Source organism: Plantactinospora sp. CA-294935, from assembly GCF_050936445.1.
GTDB lineage: Bacteria > Actinomycetota > Actinomycetes > Mycobacteriales > Micromonosporaceae > Plantactinospora.
Genome location: NZ_JBNJMU010000001.1, coordinates 4931053 through 4950346 on the forward strand (window position 1 = coordinate 4931053; position 19294 = coordinate 4950346).

At 74.0% G+C, this 19294-nt stretch carries 17 protein-coding genes; 9 read left to right on the forward strand and 8 right to left on the reverse strand.

The genetic code is table 11. From position 1 onward, the window contains the following. The first annotated feature begins 33 nt into the window (after positions 1-33). The 6 genes from allB to ACQEVC_RS22110 all read left to right on the forward strand — a co-directional run bounded on the left by allB (position 34) and on the right by ACQEVC_RS22110 (position 6328). On the forward strand, positions 34-1407 hold the full coding sequence (gene allB / locus ACQEVC_RS22085) for an allantoinase AllB (RefSeq protein ID WP_432880529.1): 1374 nt from the start codon (positions 34-36) through the stop codon (positions 1405-1407). Then, on the forward strand, positions 1404-2480 hold the full coding sequence (alc, locus tag ACQEVC_RS22090) for an allantoicase (protein WP_432880532.1): 1077 nt from the start codon (positions 1404-1406) through the stop codon (positions 2478-2480). Before allB ends, alc begins: the two co-directional genes overlap by 4 nt. Further along, on the forward strand, positions 2477-3742 hold the full coding sequence (locus ACQEVC_RS22095) for an aminoglycoside phosphotransferase family protein (RefSeq protein ID WP_432880535.1): 1266 nt from the start codon (positions 2477-2479) through the stop codon (positions 3740-3742). The genes alc and ACQEVC_RS22095 overlap by 4 nt, the downstream gene beginning before the upstream one ends. A 99-nt stretch (positions 3743-3841) precedes the next feature. After that, on the forward strand, positions 3842-4504 hold the full coding sequence (locus tag ACQEVC_RS22100; protein ID WP_432880538.1) for a hypothetical protein: 663 nt from the start codon (positions 3842-3844) through the stop codon (positions 4502-4504). Between the two features lie 40 nt (positions 4505-4544). Further along, complete coding sequence (locus tag ACQEVC_RS22105) at positions 4545-5666, forward strand: protein-L-isoaspartate O-methyltransferase family protein (RefSeq protein WP_432880541.1); 1122 nt, start codon at positions 4545-4547, stop codon at positions 5664-5666. 527 nt (positions 5667-6193) lie between these two features. Beyond that, positions 6194-6328, forward strand: coding sequence for a hypothetical protein (locus tag ACQEVC_RS22110; RefSeq protein WP_318397515.1), 135 nt, complete (start codon positions 6194-6196; stop codon positions 6326-6328). Positions 6329-6397: 69 nt separating this feature from the next. On the opposite strand, the gene ACQEVC_RS22115 is transcribed toward ACQEVC_RS22110, so the two are convergent. The 3 genes from ACQEVC_RS22115 to ACQEVC_RS22125 form a co-directional block, all read right to left on the reverse strand. Then, positions 6398-8002, reverse strand: a complete 1605-nt coding sequence (locus tag ACQEVC_RS22115; RefSeq protein ID WP_432880544.1) for an MFS transporter — start codon at positions 8000-8002, stop codon at positions 6398-6400. 88 nt (positions 8003-8090) lie between these two features. Then, on the reverse strand, positions 8091-8846 hold the full coding sequence (locus ACQEVC_RS22120; protein WP_432880547.1) for a hypothetical protein: 756 nt from the start codon (positions 8844-8846) through the stop codon (positions 8091-8093). Between the two features lie 53 nt (positions 8847-8899). Further along, positions 8900-9379, reverse strand: a complete 480-nt coding sequence (locus tag ACQEVC_RS22125) for a GNAT family N-acetyltransferase (protein ID WP_432880550.1) — start codon at positions 9377-9379, stop codon at positions 8900-8902. Positions 9380-9639: 260 nt separating this feature from the next. On the opposite strand from ACQEVC_RS22125, the gene ACQEVC_RS22130 reads away from it, so the two are divergent. Together ACQEVC_RS22130 and ACQEVC_RS22135 are read left to right on the forward strand one after the other, a co-directional pair. Further along, positions 9640-10104, forward strand: a complete 465-nt coding sequence (locus tag ACQEVC_RS22130) for a hypothetical protein (RefSeq protein ID WP_432880553.1) — start codon at positions 9640-9642, stop codon at positions 10102-10104. Between the two features lie 135 nt (positions 10105-10239). Beyond that, the gene (locus ACQEVC_RS22135) at positions 10240-10824 is read left to right on the forward strand and encodes a DUF1684 domain-containing protein (protein ID WP_432880556.1); all 585 of its coding nucleotides are present in this window, start codon (positions 10240-10242) and stop codon (positions 10822-10824) included. Between the two features lie 46 nt (positions 10825-10870). On the opposite strand, the gene ACQEVC_RS22140 is transcribed toward ACQEVC_RS22135, so the two are convergent. From ACQEVC_RS22140 to ACQEVC_RS22150, 3 genes are all read right to left on the reverse strand, one after another. Then, entirely contained in the window at positions 10871-11479 is a 609-nt protein-coding gene (locus tag ACQEVC_RS22140) for a general stress protein (protein WP_318397498.1), read from the reverse strand. Between the two features lie 274 nt (positions 11480-11753). Then, positions 11754-12590: a helix-turn-helix domain-containing protein gene (locus ACQEVC_RS22145; RefSeq protein WP_432880559.1), complete on the reverse strand. Its 837-nt coding sequence runs from the start codon at positions 12588-12590 to the stop codon at positions 11754-11756. A 136-nt stretch (positions 12591-12726) separates the two neighbouring features. Further along, positions 12727-14100, reverse strand: coding sequence for a glycoside hydrolase family 6 protein (locus ACQEVC_RS22150; RefSeq protein ID WP_432880562.1), 1374 nt, complete (start codon positions 14098-14100; stop codon positions 12727-12729). 240 nt (positions 14101-14340) lie between these two features. On the opposite strand from ACQEVC_RS22150, the gene ACQEVC_RS22155 reads away from it, so the two are divergent. Further along, positions 14341-15396, forward strand: a complete 1056-nt coding sequence (locus ACQEVC_RS22155) for an anti-sigma factor RsbA family regulatory protein (protein ID WP_432880565.1) — start codon at positions 14341-14343, stop codon at positions 15394-15396. Positions 15397-15495: 99 nt separating this feature from the next. Here the strand turns inward: ACQEVC_RS22155 and ACQEVC_RS22160 are convergent, their stop codons facing one another. Both ACQEVC_RS22160 and ACQEVC_RS22165 read right to left on the reverse strand, forming a co-directional pair. Next, entirely contained in the window at positions 15496-16863 is a 1368-nt protein-coding gene (locus ACQEVC_RS22160) for a cation:proton antiporter (protein ID WP_432880568.1), read from the reverse strand. 49 nt (positions 16864-16912) lie between these two features. Then, positions 16913-19069, reverse strand: coding sequence for a SpoIIE family protein phosphatase (locus tag ACQEVC_RS22165; RefSeq protein ID WP_432880571.1), 2157 nt, complete (start codon positions 19067-19069; stop codon positions 16913-16915). Between the last annotated feature and the right edge of the window lie 225 nt (positions 19070-19294).

Below are 19294 nucleotides of genomic sequence, written 5' to 3' on the forward strand. Positions count from 1 at the left end.
CCGCCGCCGGCGACCGAGGGGGGAGGAAAGCGGATGGGCGGGTACGACCTGGTGCTGCGGTCCCGGCGGGTGGTGTTGCCCGACGGCGAGCGGCCGGCGGCGATCTGCGTACGGGACGGCCGGATCGCCCAGGTGGCCGGCTACGACGCGCTGCCCGGTACCGACCTCGGCGACCTGGCCCTGCTGCCCGGGCTGGTGGACACGCACGTGCACGTCAACGAGCCGGGCCGGACCGAGTGGGAGGGTTTCGCCTCGGCCACCCGGGCCGCGCTGGCCGGCGGGGTCACCACGATCGTCGACATGCCGCTGAACTCGGTGCCGCCGACCGTCACCCTGCCGGCGCTGCGCGACAAGCGGGACGCGGCGCGGGGCCGGTGCCACGTCGACGTCGGGTTCTGGGGCGGTGCCGTCCCGGAGCACCTGGCCGAGTTGCCGGCCCTGCACGCCGCCGGGGTGTTCGGGTTCAAGGCGTTCCTGGTCGACTCGGGGGTGCCGGAGTTCCCGCCCTTGAGTCCGGCCGGGCTGCACGAGGCGCTGGCCGCCGTCGACGCGCTCTTCGTGGTGCACGCCGAGGACCCGACCCGGATCGGCGTCGCCCCACCCTCCACCAGGTACGCGGACTTCCTCGGCTCCCGGCCGCCGGTCGCCGAGCGGCGGGCGGTCGAGGTGGTGCTGGACGCGGCCCGGCGGACCGGCCGGCGGGTGCACATCCTGCACCTGTCGGCCGCCGACGCGCTGCCGGCGGTCGCCGCCGCCCGCTCCGACGGGGTACGGGTGACCGTGGAGACCTGCCCGCACTACCTGACCCTGGACGCCGCCGAGATCCCGGACGGTGCGACCGAGTTCAAGTGCTGCCCGCCGATCCGGGACGCGGAGAACCGGGCGGCGCTCTGGGCCGGCCTGGCCGACGGGCTGGTCGACTGCGTCGTCTCGGACCACTCCCCGTGCCCGCCCGCGCTCAAGCGGCTCGGTGGCGACTTCGGCGCGGCCTGGGGCGGGATCGCCTCGGTGCAGCTCGGCCTGCCGGTGGTCTGGACCGAGGCGCGGCGGCGCGGCCACGGTCTGGCCGATCTGGCACGCTGGATGGCACGGCGGCCCGCCGAGATCGCCGGGCTGCCCGGCAAGGGGGTGCTGCGGGTCGGTGCCGACGCCGACCTGGTGGCGCTGGACCCGGACGCGGAGTGGACCGTCGAGCCGGCCCGACTGCTGCACCGGCACCCGGTCACCCCGTACGCCGGGCGTCGGCTGACCGGGGTGGTCCGGGGTACCTGGCTGCGCGGCGCGCCGGTCGCCGCGACGGACCCGCCCCGGGGACGTCTGCTGTCCCGGCAGGACCGGCGGCCCGGCGATCCGGCGGGGGACGGGAGCGGGCCTGCGGGGCGGCGGGCCGGGGAGGGACCGGGATGAGCGGGTTCACCGAGCTGCCGGACCTGGCGTCGCGGTCGCTCGGCGGCGGGGTGGTGGCGGCCAACGACGAGTTCTTCGCCGCCCGGGACAACCTAATCACGGACGAGCCGCCCGGCTTCGCCGCCGGCACCTTCGGGGCCAAGGGCCAGGTGTACGACGGCTGGGAGACCCGCCGCCGCCGGGAGCCCGGGCACGACTGGGCGATCCTCCGGCTCGGCACCCCCGGCGTGGTCACCGGGGTGGTGGTGGACACCTCGCACTTCGTCGGCAACTACCCGCCGTACGCCTCGGTGGAGGCGTGCGGGATGGCCGGATACCCCGACCCGGCCGAGCTGGCCGGTGCCGACTGGACCACCCTGGTGCCCAGGGCGGCGCTGCGCGGGGACGGTCGTAACCTGTTCGAGGTGGACGACCCGCACCGCTACACGCACGTGCGGCTGCGGATCTACCCGGACGGCGGGGTGGCCCGGCTGCGGGTGCACGGTGTGGTCGTACCCGATCCGGCGCTCTTCCCGGACGGGCAGCTCGACCTCGCGGCGCTGGAGCACGGCGGCCTGGTGGTCGGGTGCAGCGACCTGTTCTACGGTGCGCCACGGCAGTTGATCGCACCCGGCCTGGCCCGGACCATGGGCGAGGGCTGGGAGACCGCCCGCCGGCGCGACGACGGCAACGACTGGGTACGGGTCCGGCTGGCCGCCCCCGGCCAGGTCCGCCAGGTCGAGCTGGACACCAGCCACTTCAAGGGCAACGCACCGGCGGCGGCGATGCTACGCGGGATCGACACCCGGGCCGCCGACCCGGCGGACGAGGCGGCCTGGTTCGAGATCCTGCCGCGTACCCGGTTGCAGCCGGACACCCGGCACCGGTTTCCGGTCGAGGCGGTCCCGACCGCCACCGAGGTCCGGCTGGACGTCTTTCCGGACGGCGGCATGGCCCGGCTGCGGCTGCCCGGCCGGATCGCCCCGGCCGACCTCGACCGGCTGCGCCGCCGCTGGTCGGAGTCGTTGCCCCCGGGGCACGCCCGCCAGGTGGGTACGGCCGGGACCCGACCGGCGAGAGCCTGGTGGCCGTGACCCGGACCGTGCTGCTGCACCTGCTCGACGGCGACGGCCGGCCACTCGGCGTGCTGCCCCGCTACGACGTGCCGGCGCCCTGGTGGCAGGAGGTCGCCGACGTGGTGGCCGGGGCCCGGGCGCGGTACGGCATCGACGTCTCCGTGCTGCGGCTGCTGCACACCGACCGGCCCGCGCCGCACGGCGGTACGGTCGACTACCTGGCCCAGCTCGACCCGGGTGCGGGGGTGCCGCCCGGCGTACCGCTGGCACCGTCCGACGTGGACCTGTCGGCGGAGCCGCTGCGGGCGCCCTGGGCGGTGCCCGGGGGACCGGCCGCGAGCCTGCGCTGGGCCGCCGCCGAACTGCACCGGGCCGGTCGGGGTGCGCACCGCGCCGTGCCGCAGCGGGCCTGGAACCTGTCGGCGATCTGGCGGCTCGACGGGCCGGGGCCGGGGCCGGGGCCGGGGCCGGGGCCGGGGCCGGGGCCGGGGCCGGGGCCGGGGCCGGACGGTCCGGCCGGTGCCGGTGCGCCGGTCTGGCTCAAGCAGGTACCGGGATTCTTCGCCCACGAGGCGGTGCTGCTGCGCTGGCTCGGCACGGCGGTACCCGACCTGGCGCCGGTGCTGCTGGCCGCCGACGGCTGCGGACGGATGCTGCTGGAGCACGTGCCGGGCGAGGACGGCTACGGTCTCGACCCGGCGGGCCGGGATGCGATCGCCGCCGACCAGCACCGGATCCAGCTCGCCTCGGCGGCGCAGGTCGAGACGCTGGTCGCCAGTGGCGTACCGGATCGGCGCGGTCCGGCGCTGGCCCGGACCGTACGGGACCGGCTCACCGTGCACGGCGCGGACCTGGCGCCGGTGCGCCCGCTGCTGGACGGGCTCGCGGACCGGATGGCCGAGGTGGCCCGCTGCGGCCTGCCGGAGGTGCTGGTCCACGGCGACCTGCACCCCGGCAACGTCCGGATCGCCGGCGACCGTCGGGTGATCATCGACTGGGGGGACGGGTTCGTCGGGCATCCCGGCTTCGACATCCTGCGGCTGACCGAGGCGCTCGACCCGGAGCCGGCCGACCGGTTGCTGCGGGCCTGGGACCGGCGCTGGCGATCGAGCGTGCCGGGCAGCGATCCGGCCCGCGCGGTCGAGCTGCTCCGCCCGGTGGCGGCGCTCCGGATGGCGGCGGTGTACGCCGACTTCCTGTCCCGGATCGAGCCGAGCGAGCGGGTGTTCCACGCCGCCGACGTGCCGGCCTATCTGGACCGGGCGGCGCGAACGGTCTGAGCCGGCGGAGGTGACTGTCGACTTTCCGTCTTGTCTGCGCTTGTCTGCACCCGGGGCCGGTCGTAGCGTCGCGGCTATCCCGACGCGACAGGAGCCCTGTTGAGCCAGCCTGTTCCGCCGCAACTGGTCGTGCACTGCCGGATGCTCCACTTCGGCTGGGTGCCGGCGGATCCCGAGGCGGTGGCGGCGATGGTGCCGCCGGGCCTGCCACTGCCGGCCAACCGGCAGGTCTTCCTGCAGCAGTACGTGGTGGACGACGCGGCCCAGACCTCCGGGCTGGACAGTTACTCGGCGACCGGACTCGGCCCGGACCTCGACCTGGCCGACTCGGGCCGGGCGCGCTGGTACGCCCACCACCTGAGTTCGAGCCCGCTCGCCCAGGCCCATGCGGCGGTACGCGGCGTGCCGGCCGGCACCGGCCGGACCACGATCGAGATCACCGGACAGGCGCTGGTGGCGGTGACCGAGGCCGACGGCGTGGCGCTGATCCGCACCACCGCCCGGATCGGCCGCAACGTCACCCGGGTCTACCGGGGACACGTCCGCTACCTCAGCCGGCTCGGCAGCCAGCTCACCGGGGCCACCTGCCCGTACGTCTTCGAGCCGGTCACACCGTTCGAGATCGAGTCGGTGGAGTTCCTCGCGCCGGACCATCCCGTCTTCGCGCTCCGTCCGGCCAATCCGTTGGAGTTGCTGTGGGGGTTCTACTCGCCACGCTCGTCGTTCGCGCTGCCGGGCAGCGAGGGCTGGGTCCGGTGCTGAGGTCGTCCAGGCCGGTGGCGGCCGTCGTGGCGGGCCGGCCATGACGTCCGCGGCCGAGCTGCGCGCCCGGTACGTCGAGGAGCTGCGCCGGGACGGACTGCTCGGCGGTGAGGACCTGGTCCGGGCGTTCGGCGCGGTGCCCCGGGAGGAGTTCGTTTCGACCGGGTTCGACGGTGGCGACGGGCGCTGGGTCGGGCCGGCCGACCCTGACTTCCTGCCCCTCGTCTACCGGAACCATCCGCTGGTGACCAAGGTCGCCGACGGTGTGCCGGTCAGTTCGTCGAGTCAGCCGTCGCTGATGGCGGCGATGATCGAGTCGCTGGAGCTGCGCCCCGGCAGCCGGGTACTGGAAATCGGCGTCGGCACCGGCTACAACGCCGCCCTGATGGCGACGATGGGCGCCCGGGTGACCACGATGGACATCGCCCCGGACGTCGTGGAGCGGGCCGAGGCCGCGCTGCGCCGGGTCGGGCTGGCCGGCTCCGTCGACGTACGCCTCGGCGACGGTTACCTCGGCGTGCCGGCGGAGGCCGGGTACGACCGGGTGGTGGTCACGGTCGGGGTCACCGGGGTCTCTCCGCGCTGGCTGGACCAGCTCGGGCCGGACGGTTACCTGCTGGCCCCGGTCGAACACGCCGGCAACCATCCGGTGCTGCGGATCCGGCCGGGCGGGCCGGGGATGGGCGAGGCGCGCGGCGAGTTGCGGGCCGGATTCATGTCGGCGGCCGGGCCGCTGGCCGCCCGCTATCCGGGAGCGCATCCGGCGCCCAGGCGGACCGGTGCGCTGCCGCCGACGACCGTGCGGCATCCGCGCCGCTGGGATCCGCCGCTGGACGTCTTCCGCTATCACGACCTGTGGTTCGCGGTCGGGGCCTGGGACCGGCGGACCACCTTCTGCGCCGGGCCGGCCGGCGGTTGGGGCGGCCCCGGCGGCTGCGTGCTGCTGGACGAGGTGCACGGCGGCGGGGCGGGCCTGCTCGCCGACGGCTCGGTGCAGGCGTCCGGACCGTCCGCCGCCCGGTACGCCGCCGACGCGCTCGCCCTGCGTGACCGCTGGATGGTCCGGGGCGAGCCGACGATCTCCGACTGGACCGCCCGGCTGGTGCCGGCCGGCGAGCCCGACCAGCCGATCCTGGTGCCGACCGGGTGGATCCAGCGCTGAACCTCGCGCACGCCGCGCGCTGGTCGACGCGGTGACCGGTCCTCGGCCTCGGTCCGGCCATACGGCTGCTATCCCTGGTACGCCCCGGAGCTTCGGGGCGAGATGACTCAGGGCGGGCGGCATGCCCTGACCGGGCGTTCGTGACGTTCCTCGCAACCGGGGCCGTACCCGAAGAAGCGCCGTTTCGGACGTCCGGTCCCAGACCGGCGCTGCCGGCACGGCGGCACCTCGGGTACCGGTGGTCGGGGGCGGGGCAGGCTACCTCGGAATCGGGCCGCGCTGCCGGGTTTCCGATCGGCCAGAGTGGCAACTCCGATGTCGGGTTGCCCCGATCGTGCGTGACGGCGGGGCTGTGTTCCAGACGGCCTCCGGGCAGCCCAGGCGCCCAGAGGCGCCCAGGCGAGGACGACCGGCGCGTACCAGCGGGAGGTGCCGGGAAACCGGTCAGTCGGCGGCATTACGGCAGAGCCGGTACGGCGGTGGTCGTCCTGCCCGTCCAGAGCAGGTGACGACCAGGGGAGGACAGCATGTCCAGCGAGATCATGGACGCCGAGCGGGACCGACCGGACCAGGCGGCGGTGGAGAGCGAGCGCGGAGCCCTCGTCGCGGTGTTGGTGATGGTCGTGCTCGGGGTGGCCGGCATCTTCGCCGTCTCCACGTGATGGTGTCCGATCTCCCACGCACGGGACCCGCTGGCCGGCGCGCCGGCGGGTCCGGCATTCCCCTCACGATCAGGAGCGGAGCGCCGGATCTCCGTCCGATACGGCGCCGAACCCGAGGTCCGGACGGGTGCGCCCACCCGGGCCCGCACCATGCGGCGGCTGGTCCGGCGCCGGGCTCTCCAGGGTCGGGCTCTGCGACGTCGGACTCTGCGGCGTCGGACTCTGCGGCGTCGGACTCTGCGGCGTCGGACTCTGCGGCGTCGGACTTTTCGGAGTGGGGCTCTCCAGGGTCGGGCTCTGTGGCGTCGGACTTTTCGGCGTCGGACTTTCCGGCGTCTGACTCTGCGGCGTCGGGCTTTCCGGCGTTGGACTATTAGGAGTCGGGCTTCCCGGGGCACCGGCGCGACGGGCATGTCGGGCCGACCGGAGCGCGACCGGACCGACGCCGAGGCAGAGCACGGCGGCGACGACCAGCGGCAGGCGGTGGTCCGGCAGGACCAGGACAGCTCCCACCGGAGTGGCGATCGCGACCGGTGCGAAGAGCAGGGTGTTGACGCTGCCCGAGACCCGCCCGAGCAGCGCCTCGGGAGTCCGGGACTGCACCGCCGTGACGGCGGCCACCAGGGTCCAGGGCAGGCCGATCCCGACCACCACCGCGCAGGCCACGGCCGCCGGAGACCAGGGGACGGCCCGGCCGAGCGTGCCGAGCGCGAACAGGGCGGCGCCGAGTGCGCCGACCGCGAGGCTTCCCCGGGTACGCAGCAGCCGGCCGACGACCAGGCCGCCGAGCAGCGATCCGGCTCCCTGCCCCGAGGAGAGCACCCCGACGAACGCGCCGGGCTGATGCAGGTCCTCGGTGACGACGGCGTAGACGGCGGCGGTGGTCAGCCCGGACATCGCGATGGTGACCGATCCGACCAGCACGGACGTGCGCAGTTCAGGATCCCGCCACAGGAAGGCGACACCGGTTGGGACGCGTCGTTTCCGGCCCGGCCGCCGCGCGCCGCGCTCGGCCGGCTCCGGGGGTGCCGGGGGCCGGTCGGGATCGGTCGGTCCCGGCCGGCTGCCGGTGGAGCGGTCCGGCGGCGACGGGAGCCGCGGACGGATCCGGAGCAGGGTGTAGAGGCCGGCGGCCAGGGCCAGCGTCCCGGCGGTGAGCGCGGCCACCGGATGTCCGCCCTGCCAGGCGAAGAGTCCCGCACCGACCAGTGGGGCGACCAGTTTCACGCCTTCCTGTGCGCTCGTCCGCAGTCCGTTGACCCCGCCGAGGGCGGCCGGTGGGAGAGCGGCGGGCAGCAGGGCGTTCTCGGCGGCGTCGACCAGGACGAGGCTGGTGCCGTAGCCGAGCAGCACGGCGTAGACGAGCCAGACCTGGGCGTCGGTACGGACTGCCAGCAGCGAGAGTACGGCGAGCGCGGTGAGCAGGTGGGTCCAGACGATCAGCCGCCTGCGGGGCAGCCGGTCGACGAGTGCGCCGAGGAGAGGGCCGAGCAGTGTCGGCGCGAAGAGGCAGAGGCCGGTGAGCGCGGCCAGGCTGCTGGATCCGGAGAGGTCGAGTACCCACACCCCGGCGGCCACGTTCAGCGCGGTACCGCCGAATCCGGAGGTCAGCGAGATGCCGACGAAGAGCAGCGTGTTGCGCCGCTCCGGGCTGCGCCATCGTCCCGCCCGCACGGTTCGACCTCCGATGATTGAGTCACAGAGACTCACATCTTCGGTTGATCAGTTGCAGTGTGTCAACCAGAACTTCAGTCGGACCGACTCAACTTGCCGTCGGTGTCCCCGGCTCGCCCGGCTCGGTTGCCGGGCTGGCCCGGTGGAGTGCCCGGCGGAGCCGGTGCAGTGCGTCCGGCAGTGCCCCGCCGAGCTGCTCGGCCGGGACCCGTTCGAGGTCGTCGACGGCTTGGGCGGCCAGCGCGTACAGCCCGCCGGGATCGGCGGAGTCGGCCAGTCCGAGCGTGGTGTGCGCGAGTCGGGCCCACGGATGCCAGTCGTCCCGGTCGGGTTCCGTGCCCAGTTGCCGGTGCGCGGCGACCACTGCCGCCCGGAGCCGGCTGATCTCTGCCCCGAATGCGGTGTCAACAGATTGTTGACGCTTCCGTTCGACACGTACCCGGGCCGGGTCGCGGGTCGCCGCGCCCGAGAGCCGTACCCAGCGCTGCTCGGCCGCCTGCCGGCTGGCCAGTCCCAGTGCGGTGGCGATCCGGGCCCAGCTCGCCCGCTGCTCCCGGGCGGCCTCGACGAGCCGCCGTTCCGCCTCGTCCAGCCCGGCCCGCAACCCGGCGAGCAGCCGTAACGCGGCCAGTGGCTCAGGCCGGCCGGCACCGGTCCCGGAGGCGGCGGCCAGCACGGCCGCGTACGCGGCGAGCCGCCGGTCAACCTCGTCCGCCGGCCCGCTCGTCGGCGGGGTACCGCGATCGGCTCCGGTGGTCGAAGGTCGCGGGCCGGGTTCGCTGGTCGAGCGCCGCGGCGGGACCCTGTCGGGGCACTCGTCGCCGGGCCGTTCCTCGGGGCGCATTCGAGCATGATCCCGGCCGAGTGAGCAGCTTGTCCACACATCGTTGACGTGGCTTACCGTTCCGGCGTCCACCGGGCGACGACCTCCGCGCCGTCGTCCTCGGTCTCGCCGGTCTCCCGGAAGCCGAGCGAGGCGTAGAGGTCCCGGGCGGCGGTGTTCCCCGGTGAATAGCTCAGGGCCACGTTCGGGCAGTCCGACTCGGCGGCGAACCGCCGCTGAAGCTGGCGTACCGCGCTGCGCGCCACGCCGCTGCGCTGCGCCGAGGCGTCCACCAGCAGGCCGCCGATCCAGATGCTCCGGTCGTCGTCGCGGCCCCACATCACGAAACCGACCACCCGGCCCGACCTGGTGATCGCCAGCGGCTGCCACACCCCGCCGTACGCGCACTGGCACAGGTTGTAGGCCACCGGCATCACCAGGTCGGTCTGGTCGGGCCGGCCCTGGACCCGGGTGCAGTCCCGCCAGTTGTCGGCCGTCACCGGTTCGAGGCGGACCGTCGAGAGATCGTCGGGCGTCGAGAGATCGTCGGGCATGGCCGCCATCCTGACCGTCCGCCCCACACCCAGGCCACCCGTTTCCCGCCGCACCGGGGCGTGTGCTCCTGCTACCCCCGCAGGGGCAGTGGGAGAACACCGTCGCGGGTCTGATCCATTGGCGGGACCGAATGTGGCACCGGGGGTGACGACGACGGAACGGCGAGACGCCTGTGCGTCTTCTGTGCGGATTCTGTGCAGTCCGGCGGGCACGATGCCCAGATCGCTCAATCGATCATCCTCTTCAAGGAGGTCCAGGTATGGGCAGAAAACTGAGGGCATCGTTGCTGGCCGTCGCGGGGGCCGCGGCGTTCGCCTTGGGTGCCACTCCGACAGCGGCACACGCGGGACCGGTCCAGGGCCAGCAGCAGGACCAGGCGGTACGGATAGAGATCGAGCCGCAGGGAGAGCTGGTTACGGCGGCCGCAGGATGTCCCGTTTCCGCGTACGGCTACTCCGGTACGGCCATGTGCGGCACCATCGCCCTGGTCTGTTCCTGGGACGAGGCATTCGTCATCGCGCCCAGCCGCACCGTCTGGCACGCCTGGCCGGGTAGCGGTGGCTGGAGGGAGATGCCCAACAACGGCCGCGCGGACAACATGTGGGACTGCTACCGCAACGGCGACGGCCAGCGCCAGGTCGAGGTGTGGACCGCTGCCGACAACGTCTACTACAGCTACTACAGCGGCGGCTGGCGCGGCTGGTACTACTACCCCGGCTCGTGAGCACCGTCGGTAGCGCGCCGGGCTGGCACCGGCCCGGCACGCTACCGGCGAGGGCGCCAACCGGCCGCTTCGCAGGTACCTGTCGGTCAAGTACCGCCGCCACCACGGCAGACCGCCGCCACTAGGCTCGGTGGGGTGGAGGAACTGGAACTGGCGGACTGGCGTGAGCAGGTGGCCAGGCTCTACCTGTCCGACCTTGACCTGGCCGGCTTCCGGGCGGCCCGGGACGCCCTCTTCGCCGGGCATCCGCAGTCGCCGATCCCGCTGGCCGAGCGGGCCGGCTTCACCGGTCTGCGCTACTTCCCGCCCGAGCCGTCGGCCGTGGTCGACGTGCCGGTACGTCCGGCCGCCGGCACGCTGAGCATCGACACCGGCGGGCCGGACGGCGTGGTGCACTACCGCCGTTCGGGCATTGCCGAGACTCCATGGGGGCCGCTGACCCTCTGGTGGATCGAGGCGTACGGCGGCGGGCTCTTCCTGCCGTTCCGGGACGGCACCGCAGGCCGGGAGACGTACGGCGGCGGGCGCTATCTCACCGACACGGTCAAGGGCACCTACGGCCGAGGGCTGATCGTGCTGCCCGGTGGCCGGCTACGGCTGGACTTCAACTACGCCTACAACGCCTCCTGCGCCTACGACGACAGGTGGGCCTGCCCGCTCGCTCCGGAGGAGAACCGGATCGCGGCACCGGTCCGGGCCGGCGAGCGCGTCTACCACTGACCGACCCGACCGACGCCGCAGTCTCGACGACGATGCCGGCGTCCTGTCAGCCGATGGCGCCGGCCGGCCGCTGGCCCTGCCAGTTCATCCGGCCGATCAGCTGTCGCGCCTGGTCGGCGAAGGTCGCGTCGACGGTCACCGCGTACTGGTTGGCCCGCAGGCTGCTGGCCGAGGTGAAGTCGCGTCGGCCACCGGTCATGGCGTGCGCGATGGCGCCGAAGATCGCGCCCCAGACGGCACCGATGGCGAGTCCCACGAGGATGACGGCCCACCAGTTGCCGACCGTGAAGATGCCGAAGAGCAGGCCGATGAAGAGCCCGAACCAGGCACCGGTGGCGGCACCGGCCAACGCGGCCCGGGCGGTCGTCATCCGGCCCAGTACCGTTTCGACCAGGGTGAGGTCGGTGCCGACGATGGCGGCGCGTTCGACCGGGAACTCGTTGTCGGAGAGGAAGTCCACGGTGTACTGCGCCGATGGGTAGTCCGGGTACGAGGCGACCGTCACGGTGGACTGCTGCCCGGGCGCCGTCCCGCCGTCGCTGCTCGGCGCACTGAACTGGTCGCCGGACGGCCCGGCGGGTAGGTTGTTGCCTCCGGCAACACCCGGCATACCAGGCATACCGGACCGCCAGGCTGCCGTCGGGTTCCTGGACATCATGAATCAGCCTCCTTCGTCACGGCTCGATTCCCCGCCTGCCCCACTCGGTAACCCGCTCTGGCGGACGGTAAACGGAAGGGCTCTGCCGGGCGTGATGTCCGGTTCCGCCGCCGACCGGTCGGGACCGCCGGCCTGAAGGGCCAGCGCGCGGGGAGACCGCCGCATTGTCAGCGCGGGGGTGACCGTCGCAGGGTCAGCGCGGGGTAGAGCATCGGCACGGTCAGCGCGCGGGGCGTCGCAGGGTCAGCGCGCGGGGAAGAGCGCCGCAGGGTCAGCGCGCGGGGGCGCTGCCCACCCGGCGCTCCTCCTGCTCGGCGGCCGAGCGGACCGCCGCCGCCGTGTAGTCGTCGAGCGGGAAGAACGACTCGACGGAGAGTTCCGCAACGGTGACGTCCAGCGGGGTGCCGAAGGTGAAGACGGTGCTGAAGAAGGCGAGTTCCCGGTCGCCGTCCCGGATCCGCAGCGGCACCACGACGTCACCCGGCCCCGGGATCTCGACCTCGGGCTCCGGCTGGTCGCAGGGGTACGCCCGCAGTTCGTCGTAGAGGTCGGTCAGCTCGGCGTCGCCGCTGACCGCGACCTGCCGGCGGAGCCGCCCGAGCAGGTGCGCCCGCCACTCGCCGAGGTTGACGATCCGGGGCGCCAGCCCGGCCGGGTGCAGGGCCAGCCGGAGCGCGTTGACCGGCGGGGTGAGCAGCGGGGCCGCCGCGCCCTGGGTGAACAGGCCGATGCTGGCGTTCGTCTCGACCAGATACCAGCCTCGGTCCACCGCGATGGCCGGATAGGGCTGGTGGGCGGTGAGTACCTGGCGGACCGCCGCGCGTACGGCGGCCAGGGCCGGGGAGTCCAGTGGGGTACGCGGATAGATCGGTGCGTACCCGGCGGCCAGCAGCAGGTGGTTGCGCTCGCGCAGCGGCACGTCGAGTTGCTCGGCGAGCCGGAGCACCATGTCGCGACTCGGCATCGCCCGGCCGGTCTCCACGAAACTGAGGTGCCGGGTGGAGATGTCCGCCTGGATGGCGAGTTCGAGCTGGCTGAGCCGGCGTCGCTCGCGCCACTCGCGCAGCAGGTGGCCGACCGGTCGCTGCCGCTGTCCGGCGACCGTCATCTCGTCATCACCATTCCGATCGTACGGCCGGGTCGCTGGGGGCTGCGGCCCGGCCGGCCAGGTCAGGGGCGGTCTGCCCGGGGTGGCCGGGTCGCCGCCGCACGTGGCGGGCGGCGACCCGGCCGGAGGGGACGGGTCAGCTCGTGCAGGCGTTGCCGTTCAGGGCGTAGCCGGTCGGCGTGGCCAGGGTCCCGCTGTAGGTGCCCTGGAAGCCGACGCTGGTGGTGCCGCCGGTCGGCAGCGAGCCGTTCCAGGCGACGTTGCCGACGCTGAGCTGGCTGCCGGACTGGCTCCAGACGCCGTTCCACCCGTTGCTGTACCGGACGTTGGAGCCGACGCTGAAGGTCAGGGTCCAGCCGTTGACCGCCGGCCCGTTGTTCGTCACCCGGATCTCGGCGGTGAATCCGCCGGTCCAGGAGTTGGCGGTCCAGGTCACCCGGCAGCTTGTGCCGGCCGGCGGCGGGGTGGTCGGTGGCTGGGTCGTCGGCGGTGCCGTCGTCGGCGGCCCGGTGGTCGATGGCGCGGTGGGTGGGTTGGGGGCGGCGATCGCCAGGTCGTACGCACGCTGCGGGACGAACTGGCCCGCACCGGCGATGCAGCCGTCCGCCTCGCCCGGCAGCTTGATCCAGAACAGCGCGTCGACCGCCGGGTCACCGGTCTCCGTGGTGCTCGCGGTGCCGATCGCCCGACCGGCCGGGTCGCACCACTCGCCCCGGGGGTCAGGGCCGTTGCCGTTCCGGCTGGTGTCCACCACGATCTTCAGGTTCGGCGCGCCGGTGGCCGCGACCACCGCCTTGGCGTAGCTGACCGACTCCGCCGTGGTGCGGTAGTTGGAGACGTTGACCGAGATGCCGTCGGCGCTGTTGGCGATGTCCGCCGCGACCAGCCGGGAGGCCATCGCCGACGGGGTGAGCCAGGCCGAGTGTGCCGCGTCGAAGTAGACCCTGGCCTGGCTGGAGGCGGTCTTGAACGCCTTGCCGGCGTACGCCATCGACGCCTGGGTCTCGGCCTGCTGCGAGGAGTTCATGCAGTCCGACATCAGCGCGAGTACGTCGGGTTCGAGGATGATGCTCGCCGGTCGCCCGTTCAGGCCGCCGGCCACCTGGTCGATCCACTGCCGGTAGGCGGTGTGGTTGGGCAGGCCACCGCTGCTGGCACCGCTACAGTCCCGGTTGGGGATGTTGTAGACCACCAGGATCGGGATCTTCCCGGCTGCGGCTGCGGCACCGACGAAGGCGTCGACCTGACCGCGTACGGTGCTGGGATTGTTCTGGGTGAACCACCGGCCCTGCGGGACGCTGGCGATCCGGTCCCGGATGACGGCGGCGCGGGAGTCGTTGGGGTTGGCGGCGACCCAGCGTGCGGCGCTGGTGTCCGGGTCGACGTAGAACGCCGAGTCGGCGGCCTTGGCCGGGGTGGGGTTCAGCAGGCCGACACCGACCGCTGTCGTCGCGGCGAGCGCCGTGACGGCGACGACACCGGCCGCGGCGAGCGCGGGTCTGAGGTGCATGCGGTACTCCCTTCGGGGCGGTGGGAGATCGAGGGGCATCGCTGGAAGCGCTCCCATAGACATCGACCACGGTAAGGCCATGTTGCGTCCGTGTGAAGCCCTGGTTTCGGGCGTCGGTCATCGCCGCAGGTCACCGGCGTGTGGACGGAGCCGTCCCGGCGGCCCTGCCCGGCGACCGTCCCACGGTGCGGGAGGGCAACCGCACCTCTGCGAACCGGTCCGCTGACTCTGCGTGGCCAGATGTTGCCGATGCCGCGTACGCTGCTGGCGGAGGTGGGCAGTGAACGCGTCGCGTACGACGGGCGGGCGATGACATCCGAACCAGCCGCCCGGCCGGAGGCCGGAACACTGCGGCACGATGCCCTCTTCTACCGGAGCGACGACGACTACGTCACTGGCATCCGCTCCTTCGTGCAGGCCGGGTTCGCCGCCGGGGAGCCGGTGCTGGTCGCGGTGCCCGGCAGCCGGCTCGACCTGCTGCGCACGGCCCTCGGCGCCAGCACCGAACTGCGCTTCGTCGACATGGCCCGGGAGGGGCGCAACCCGGGGTGGATCATCCCGGGGGTGCTGCACGCCTTCGTCGAGGAGCACGCGCCGGTCCGGGTACGCGTCGTCGGGGAGCCGATCTGGCCGGGCCGGTCGGTGCTGGCCTATCCCCGGTGCGTACAGCACGAGGCCCTGATCAACATCGCCCTCGCCGGCCGGCCGGTCAGTGTGCTCTGCCCGTACGACGCGGTGCGGCTGGACGTGGACGTCGTCGCCGACGCGGCGAGTACCCACCCGTTCCTGATCCGGGACGGTGACCGGCAGGCCAGTGCCGGATACGGCCGCCCGGAGAGCGTGGTCGACTCCTTCAACCTGCCCTTTCCGACCCCACCGTCGACGGCGTCCATGTTGTTCTTCGAGGCCGCCGGCCTCTCCGGGATGCGTGCCATGGTCGCCGCGCTGGCCCGGGAGGCCGGGCTCGACCCGGACCAGGTCGAAGACCTGCGGGTCGCGGCGAACGAGATCGCCACCAACGCCGTGGTGCACTCCGGGCGGCCGGCGGTGGCCCGGGTCTGGCTGGACGAGGACGGGCTGGTCTGCGAGATCACCGGCTCGAGCGTGCTGACCGACCGGCTCGCCGGCCGCCTCCCGCCGTCGCCGGTCAGCGACACCGGGCGCGGTCTGCTGCTGGTCAACTACCTCTGCGACCTGGTCCAGGTGCACACCGACAGCACCTCGACCGCCATCCGGCTGCACATGCACCGCCGAGTGGAGCCGGCGACCGGTCCCGCCCCGGCGACCGGGGCCTGACCACGCCCGTGATCAGCGGGCCGATGGTGCGTCGCGCGCCGGCCGTACCCGGGAGGGTCAGCGCGGCCCGGCCGACCGCCGGCACCGATCCGGCGGTGCTCAGCCCCGGGCCGGGCTGTCCGGCCCGGGGGAGACTGCGGCGCTCTCGCCCGCCGGAGCGGGCCCGCGTGGCGCCGGGACATGCACCGGCCGCTCGCCCCGCGCCGGGTCGCCGGAAGCCGGCCCGGAGGTGCGGTCCAGCCGCCGGTCCAGCAGTTGCATGACCGGGGTGGCGGCCACCCCGTGCACCACCACCGACACGACCACCACCAGCCCGGCCGTCGCCCAGAGCAGATCGGCGTCCGGGAAGTGCGCGTGCGTGGTGGCGTACCCGAGGTAGTAGAACGTGCCGACGCCACGGATCCCGAACAGCGCGATCACCCAGTGCTCGGCGGGCCGGCCCGGCGCGCCGAACAGCGACAGCCGGCCGGTCAGCGGGCGGACGATGAAGACCAGGGCCAGCGCCACCGCCACCGCCGGCCAGGTCAGCGGGGCGAGCAGCCCGGTGACCACCGCACCACCGAGGAGCAGCAGCAACAGCACGGTGAGCAGTCGCTCGACCTGCTCGGCGAAGTTGTGCAACACCTGGTGGTACTCGTGCGACCGCTCCGCCGCCCGGATCGCCCGGGCGGTGGCGAAGACGGCGACGAATCCGTAGCCGCCGACCAGCTCGACCAGGCCGTACGACAGGAAGGTGGCGGCCAGCGCGAGGAAGCCCTCCGAGTGCCGGGCCAGCCGCAGCCGCTCGGAGCGGGCCCGGAAGAACAGCTTGCCGAGCAACCACCCCACCAGCAACCCACCGGCCACCCCGAGCAGGATCCGGTAGCCGACGTCCACGGTCAGCCAGCGCGCCAGCCAGTCGCCGGGGGCCAGCCCGACCGTGGCGATCGTGATCGCGGCGTAGACGAACGGAAAGGCGAGACCGTCGTTCAGCCCGGCCTCGGCGGTCAGCGCGAACCGCACCTCGTCCTCGTTGTCCTCGACGTCGGTCGGCTCGCCGACCTGCACGTCGGAGGCGAGCACCGGGTCGGTGGGTGCCAGCGCGGCGGCCAGCAGCAGCGCGGCGGCCGGCGCCAGCCCCAGCCACCACCAGCCGAGCAGCGCCACGGCGGCGATGCAGAGCGGCATCGCGACCGCGAGCAGCCGCCAGGTCGACGACCAGCGCCGTCGGCCGAGCGGACGGTCGATCTTGAGCCCGGCGCCCATCAACGCCACTATCACGCCGATCTCGGTGAGCTGGGTGGTGATCCCGGCGTGAGTCAGTGGATCCGGCTCGGGCAGCCCGAGCGGGAGCAGGAACACCAGCATGCCGAGGCCGAGGAAGGCGATCGGCATGGAGAGCGGGCGCCGTTCCAGCACCCGGGGGAGGATGCCGGCCAGCAGCGCGCCCAGGCCGATCAACGCGTACGAGGTAGCCGAGAGATCCACCCCGGGAGCCTTTCCCCGCCGGGGTGCTCCGCACGCCTGGGCGCAGCGGTCAGCCGCCCGGCCGCTCGCCGGTGCCGGCCGTCCCGGGAATCATCATCTCGAACCAGACCGTCGAGCCGCGTACCGTCGGATCGGTCCCCCAGGCGTCGCTGAGCTGCTCGATCAGCCCGAGACCCCGGCCCCGGCTGCTCAGTTTCTCGGTCCGGGCCCGGGTCACCGCGCCCCGGGTGCCGCTGTCGGCGACCGAGACCAGCAACCGCTCCGGGCTGAGGTCGATCTCCACCCGGGCGGCGGTGCCGGCGTGCAGCAGCGCGTTGGTGGTCAACTCGCTGGTGCAGAGCACCGCCGCGCCGACCACCTGCTCGGGCACCCCCCAGAGCTGCAGTTGGCCGGTCATCCAGTGCCGTACCCGGCCCGGGGCGGTCGGCTCCGCCGGCACCTCCATGCTCGCCGACCGGCTGGGTGTGCTCGCGTGCTCGACGGCGAGGACGGCGACGTCGTCCTCGGTGCTGCCCGGCACCGCGCCACTGGCCAGCGCGCAGAGCGTACGCGGGTCGCCGGTCGCCGCCCCGGCCACCGTGCCGGCCAGCGCCTCGAACCCGACGGTCAGGCTCCGCTGCCGCCGCTCCACCACACCGTCGCTGAAGAGCAGCAGAGTGTCGCCGGGCGGAAACTCCACGGTGACCGCCGACCGCCGCCCGTGCAGCCCGAGCGGCACCCCCGGAGGCACCTCGATGTACCGGGCGGTGCCGGGCTGGCCGGGGGAGCCGCGCCGGATCAGCGGCGGGGGATGGCCGGCGCTGGCGAGGGTCAGCCGGGCGGTCTCCGGCTCGATCAGCCCGTAGACCACGGTGACGAAGAGCTCGTCGCTGTGTGCCTCCGCGCTCAGGCTCGCCACCAGCCGGTCCAGCCCGGCGAGTACGCCGACCGGATCGGGGTCGCTCAGGGCCAGCGCCCGCAGTGCGGCGCGTACCTGCCCCATCAGCGCGGCGGCCTGCACGTCGTGCCCGGCCACGTCGCCGAGGACCACCGCCAGCCGCCCGTCCGGCAGCGCGAAGGCGTCGTAGAAGTCACCACCGGCCGCGTTGCCGTCGACCCCGGCGTCGTAGCGGGCGGCGATCCGCAGCAGCGGCAGGTCGGGCAGGTGCTCCGGCAGCATGCTGCGCTGGAGCAGTTGCGCCGTGCCGTGCTGGGTCTCGAACCGGCGGGCCCGCTCGGCGGCCTGGGCCACCAACTCCGCCGAGGCGGCCAGCAGGGCGCGCTCGGCCGGCGGCCAGCGGTGCGGCTGCCGGTAGCCGACGGTCAGCCCGCCGCGCAGCGTCGGCGTACGCAGCGGCAGCGCGGCCAGCGCCCGGATCTTCTCGTCGTGCCGGTCGACCGCGCTGTGCAGCATCGGCTGGCCGTCGCTGGCGAAGCTCGGCTTACCGCTGTCGGCGGTCAGCACCAGCGGGGCGGGCGAGTCGGCCGCGTGCCGGCGCCACAGCGGGGGAAGGCGCTCGTCGGCCTCGTCCAGCACCTCGCCCCGGACCCGCCGGACCAGCCGCCAGCCGCTGCCGTCGTCCACCCCGAACTCGACCTGGTCGGCGGCGAACGTCGAGACGGCGTTACGCAGCGTGACCCGAGCGACGTCGTCGAGGGTGAGCGTCCCGGCCAGCGCCGAGGCCAGCTCGCTGAGGTTCTGCAGGCGCTGGGTGACCTGGGTGGCCTCGGCGGCCACCGTGAGTACTCCGATGATCTTCCCGGTGGAGTCCCGGACCGGGGAGTAGCCGCGGGTGAAGAGGGCCTGCTCCGGTATCCCGGCCTCGTCGCGGACCAGCGGCAGCGGGGCGTCCCGCTCCAGGAACGGCTCGCCGGTCCGGTAGACCCGCTCGATCACGTCGCCGACGCCCGGCACGTGCCACACCTCGGCGAAGACCTCGGCCGCCGGCCGGCCGAACGCCTCTGGATGCTTGCCGGAGATCAGCTCGGCGAAACCGTCGTTGTAGACCAGCGCGAACTGCGCGCCGTACGCCAGGGCCATCGGCACCGGGGCGGAGAGGACCAGGTCGACGACCGCCCGCAGCGCCGGATCCCAGCGGCCGGGCGGACCCAGCGGAGTGTCCGGCCAGCGGAGGTCGGCCGGTGGCCCGACGGTGGGATCCGGAGTCGGCGGCGCACCGGCCACGGTGGAGGGGGCAGCGGGGGGCCGCCCGACCGTGCCTGGCATGCCAGCAGCCTAACCGGAGCCGCCGAATCCGCTCGTCGGACGCGGTCTGCTGGACCCCTGTGCTGCGCTGCGCCCGCTCGAACGCCCCGGCGGGGCTGGACGCGGCGCAGGTGCGGCGGTACCCGCCCAGCGTGGCTAGTCGCCTGTGCTGCGCTGCGCCCGCCCGAATGCCCCGGCGGGGCTGGACGCGGCGCAGGTGCGACGGTACCCGCCCAGCGTGGCTAG

Excerpts from the sequence above, each read along its gene's own strand:
- allB (WP_432880529.1), top strand. The coding sequence starts at position 34 with ATGGGCGGGTACGACCTGGTGCTGCGGTCCCGGCGGGTGGTGTTGCCC.
- alc (WP_432880532.1), top strand. The coding sequence starts at position 1,404 with ATGAGCGGGTTCACCGAGCTGCCGGACCTGGCGTCGCGGTCGCTCGGC.
- ACQEVC_RS22105 (WP_432880541.1), top strand. The coding sequence starts at position 4,545 with ATGACGTCCGCGGCCGAGCTGCGCGCCCGGTACGTCGAGGAGCTGCGC.
- ACQEVC_RS22110 (WP_318397515.1), top strand. The coding sequence starts at position 6,194 with ATGTCCAGCGAGATCATGGACGCCGAGCGGGACCGACCGGACCAGGCG.
- ACQEVC_RS22120 (WP_432880547.1), bottom strand. The coding sequence starts at position 8,846 with ATGCGCCCCGAGGAACGGCCCGGCGACGAGTGCCCCGACAGGGTCCCG.
- ACQEVC_RS22125 (WP_432880550.1), bottom strand. The coding sequence starts at position 9,379 with ATGCCCGACGATCTCTCGACGCCCGACGATCTCTCGACGGTCCGCCTC.
- ACQEVC_RS22130 (WP_432880553.1), top strand. The coding sequence starts at position 9,640 with ATGGGCAGAAAACTGAGGGCATCGTTGCTGGCCGTCGCGGGGGCCGCG.
- ACQEVC_RS22140 (WP_318397498.1), bottom strand. The coding sequence starts at position 11,479 with ATGTCCAGGAACCCGACGGCAGCCTGGCGGTCCGGTATGCCTGGTATG.
- ACQEVC_RS22145 (WP_432880559.1), bottom strand. The coding sequence starts at position 12,590 with ATGACGGTCGCCGGACAGCGGCAGCGACCGGTCGGCCACCTGCTGCGC.
- ACQEVC_RS22150 (WP_432880562.1), bottom strand. The coding sequence starts at position 14,100 with ATGCACCTCAGACCCGCGCTCGCCGCGGCCGGTGTCGTCGCCGTCACG.
- ACQEVC_RS22155 (WP_432880565.1), top strand. The coding sequence starts at position 14,341 with ATGTTGCCGATGCCGCGTACGCTGCTGGCGGAGGTGGGCAGTGAACGC.
- ACQEVC_RS22165 (WP_432880571.1), bottom strand. The coding sequence starts at position 19,069 with ATGCCAGGCACGGTCGGGCGGCCCCCCGCTGCCCCCTCCACCGTGGCC.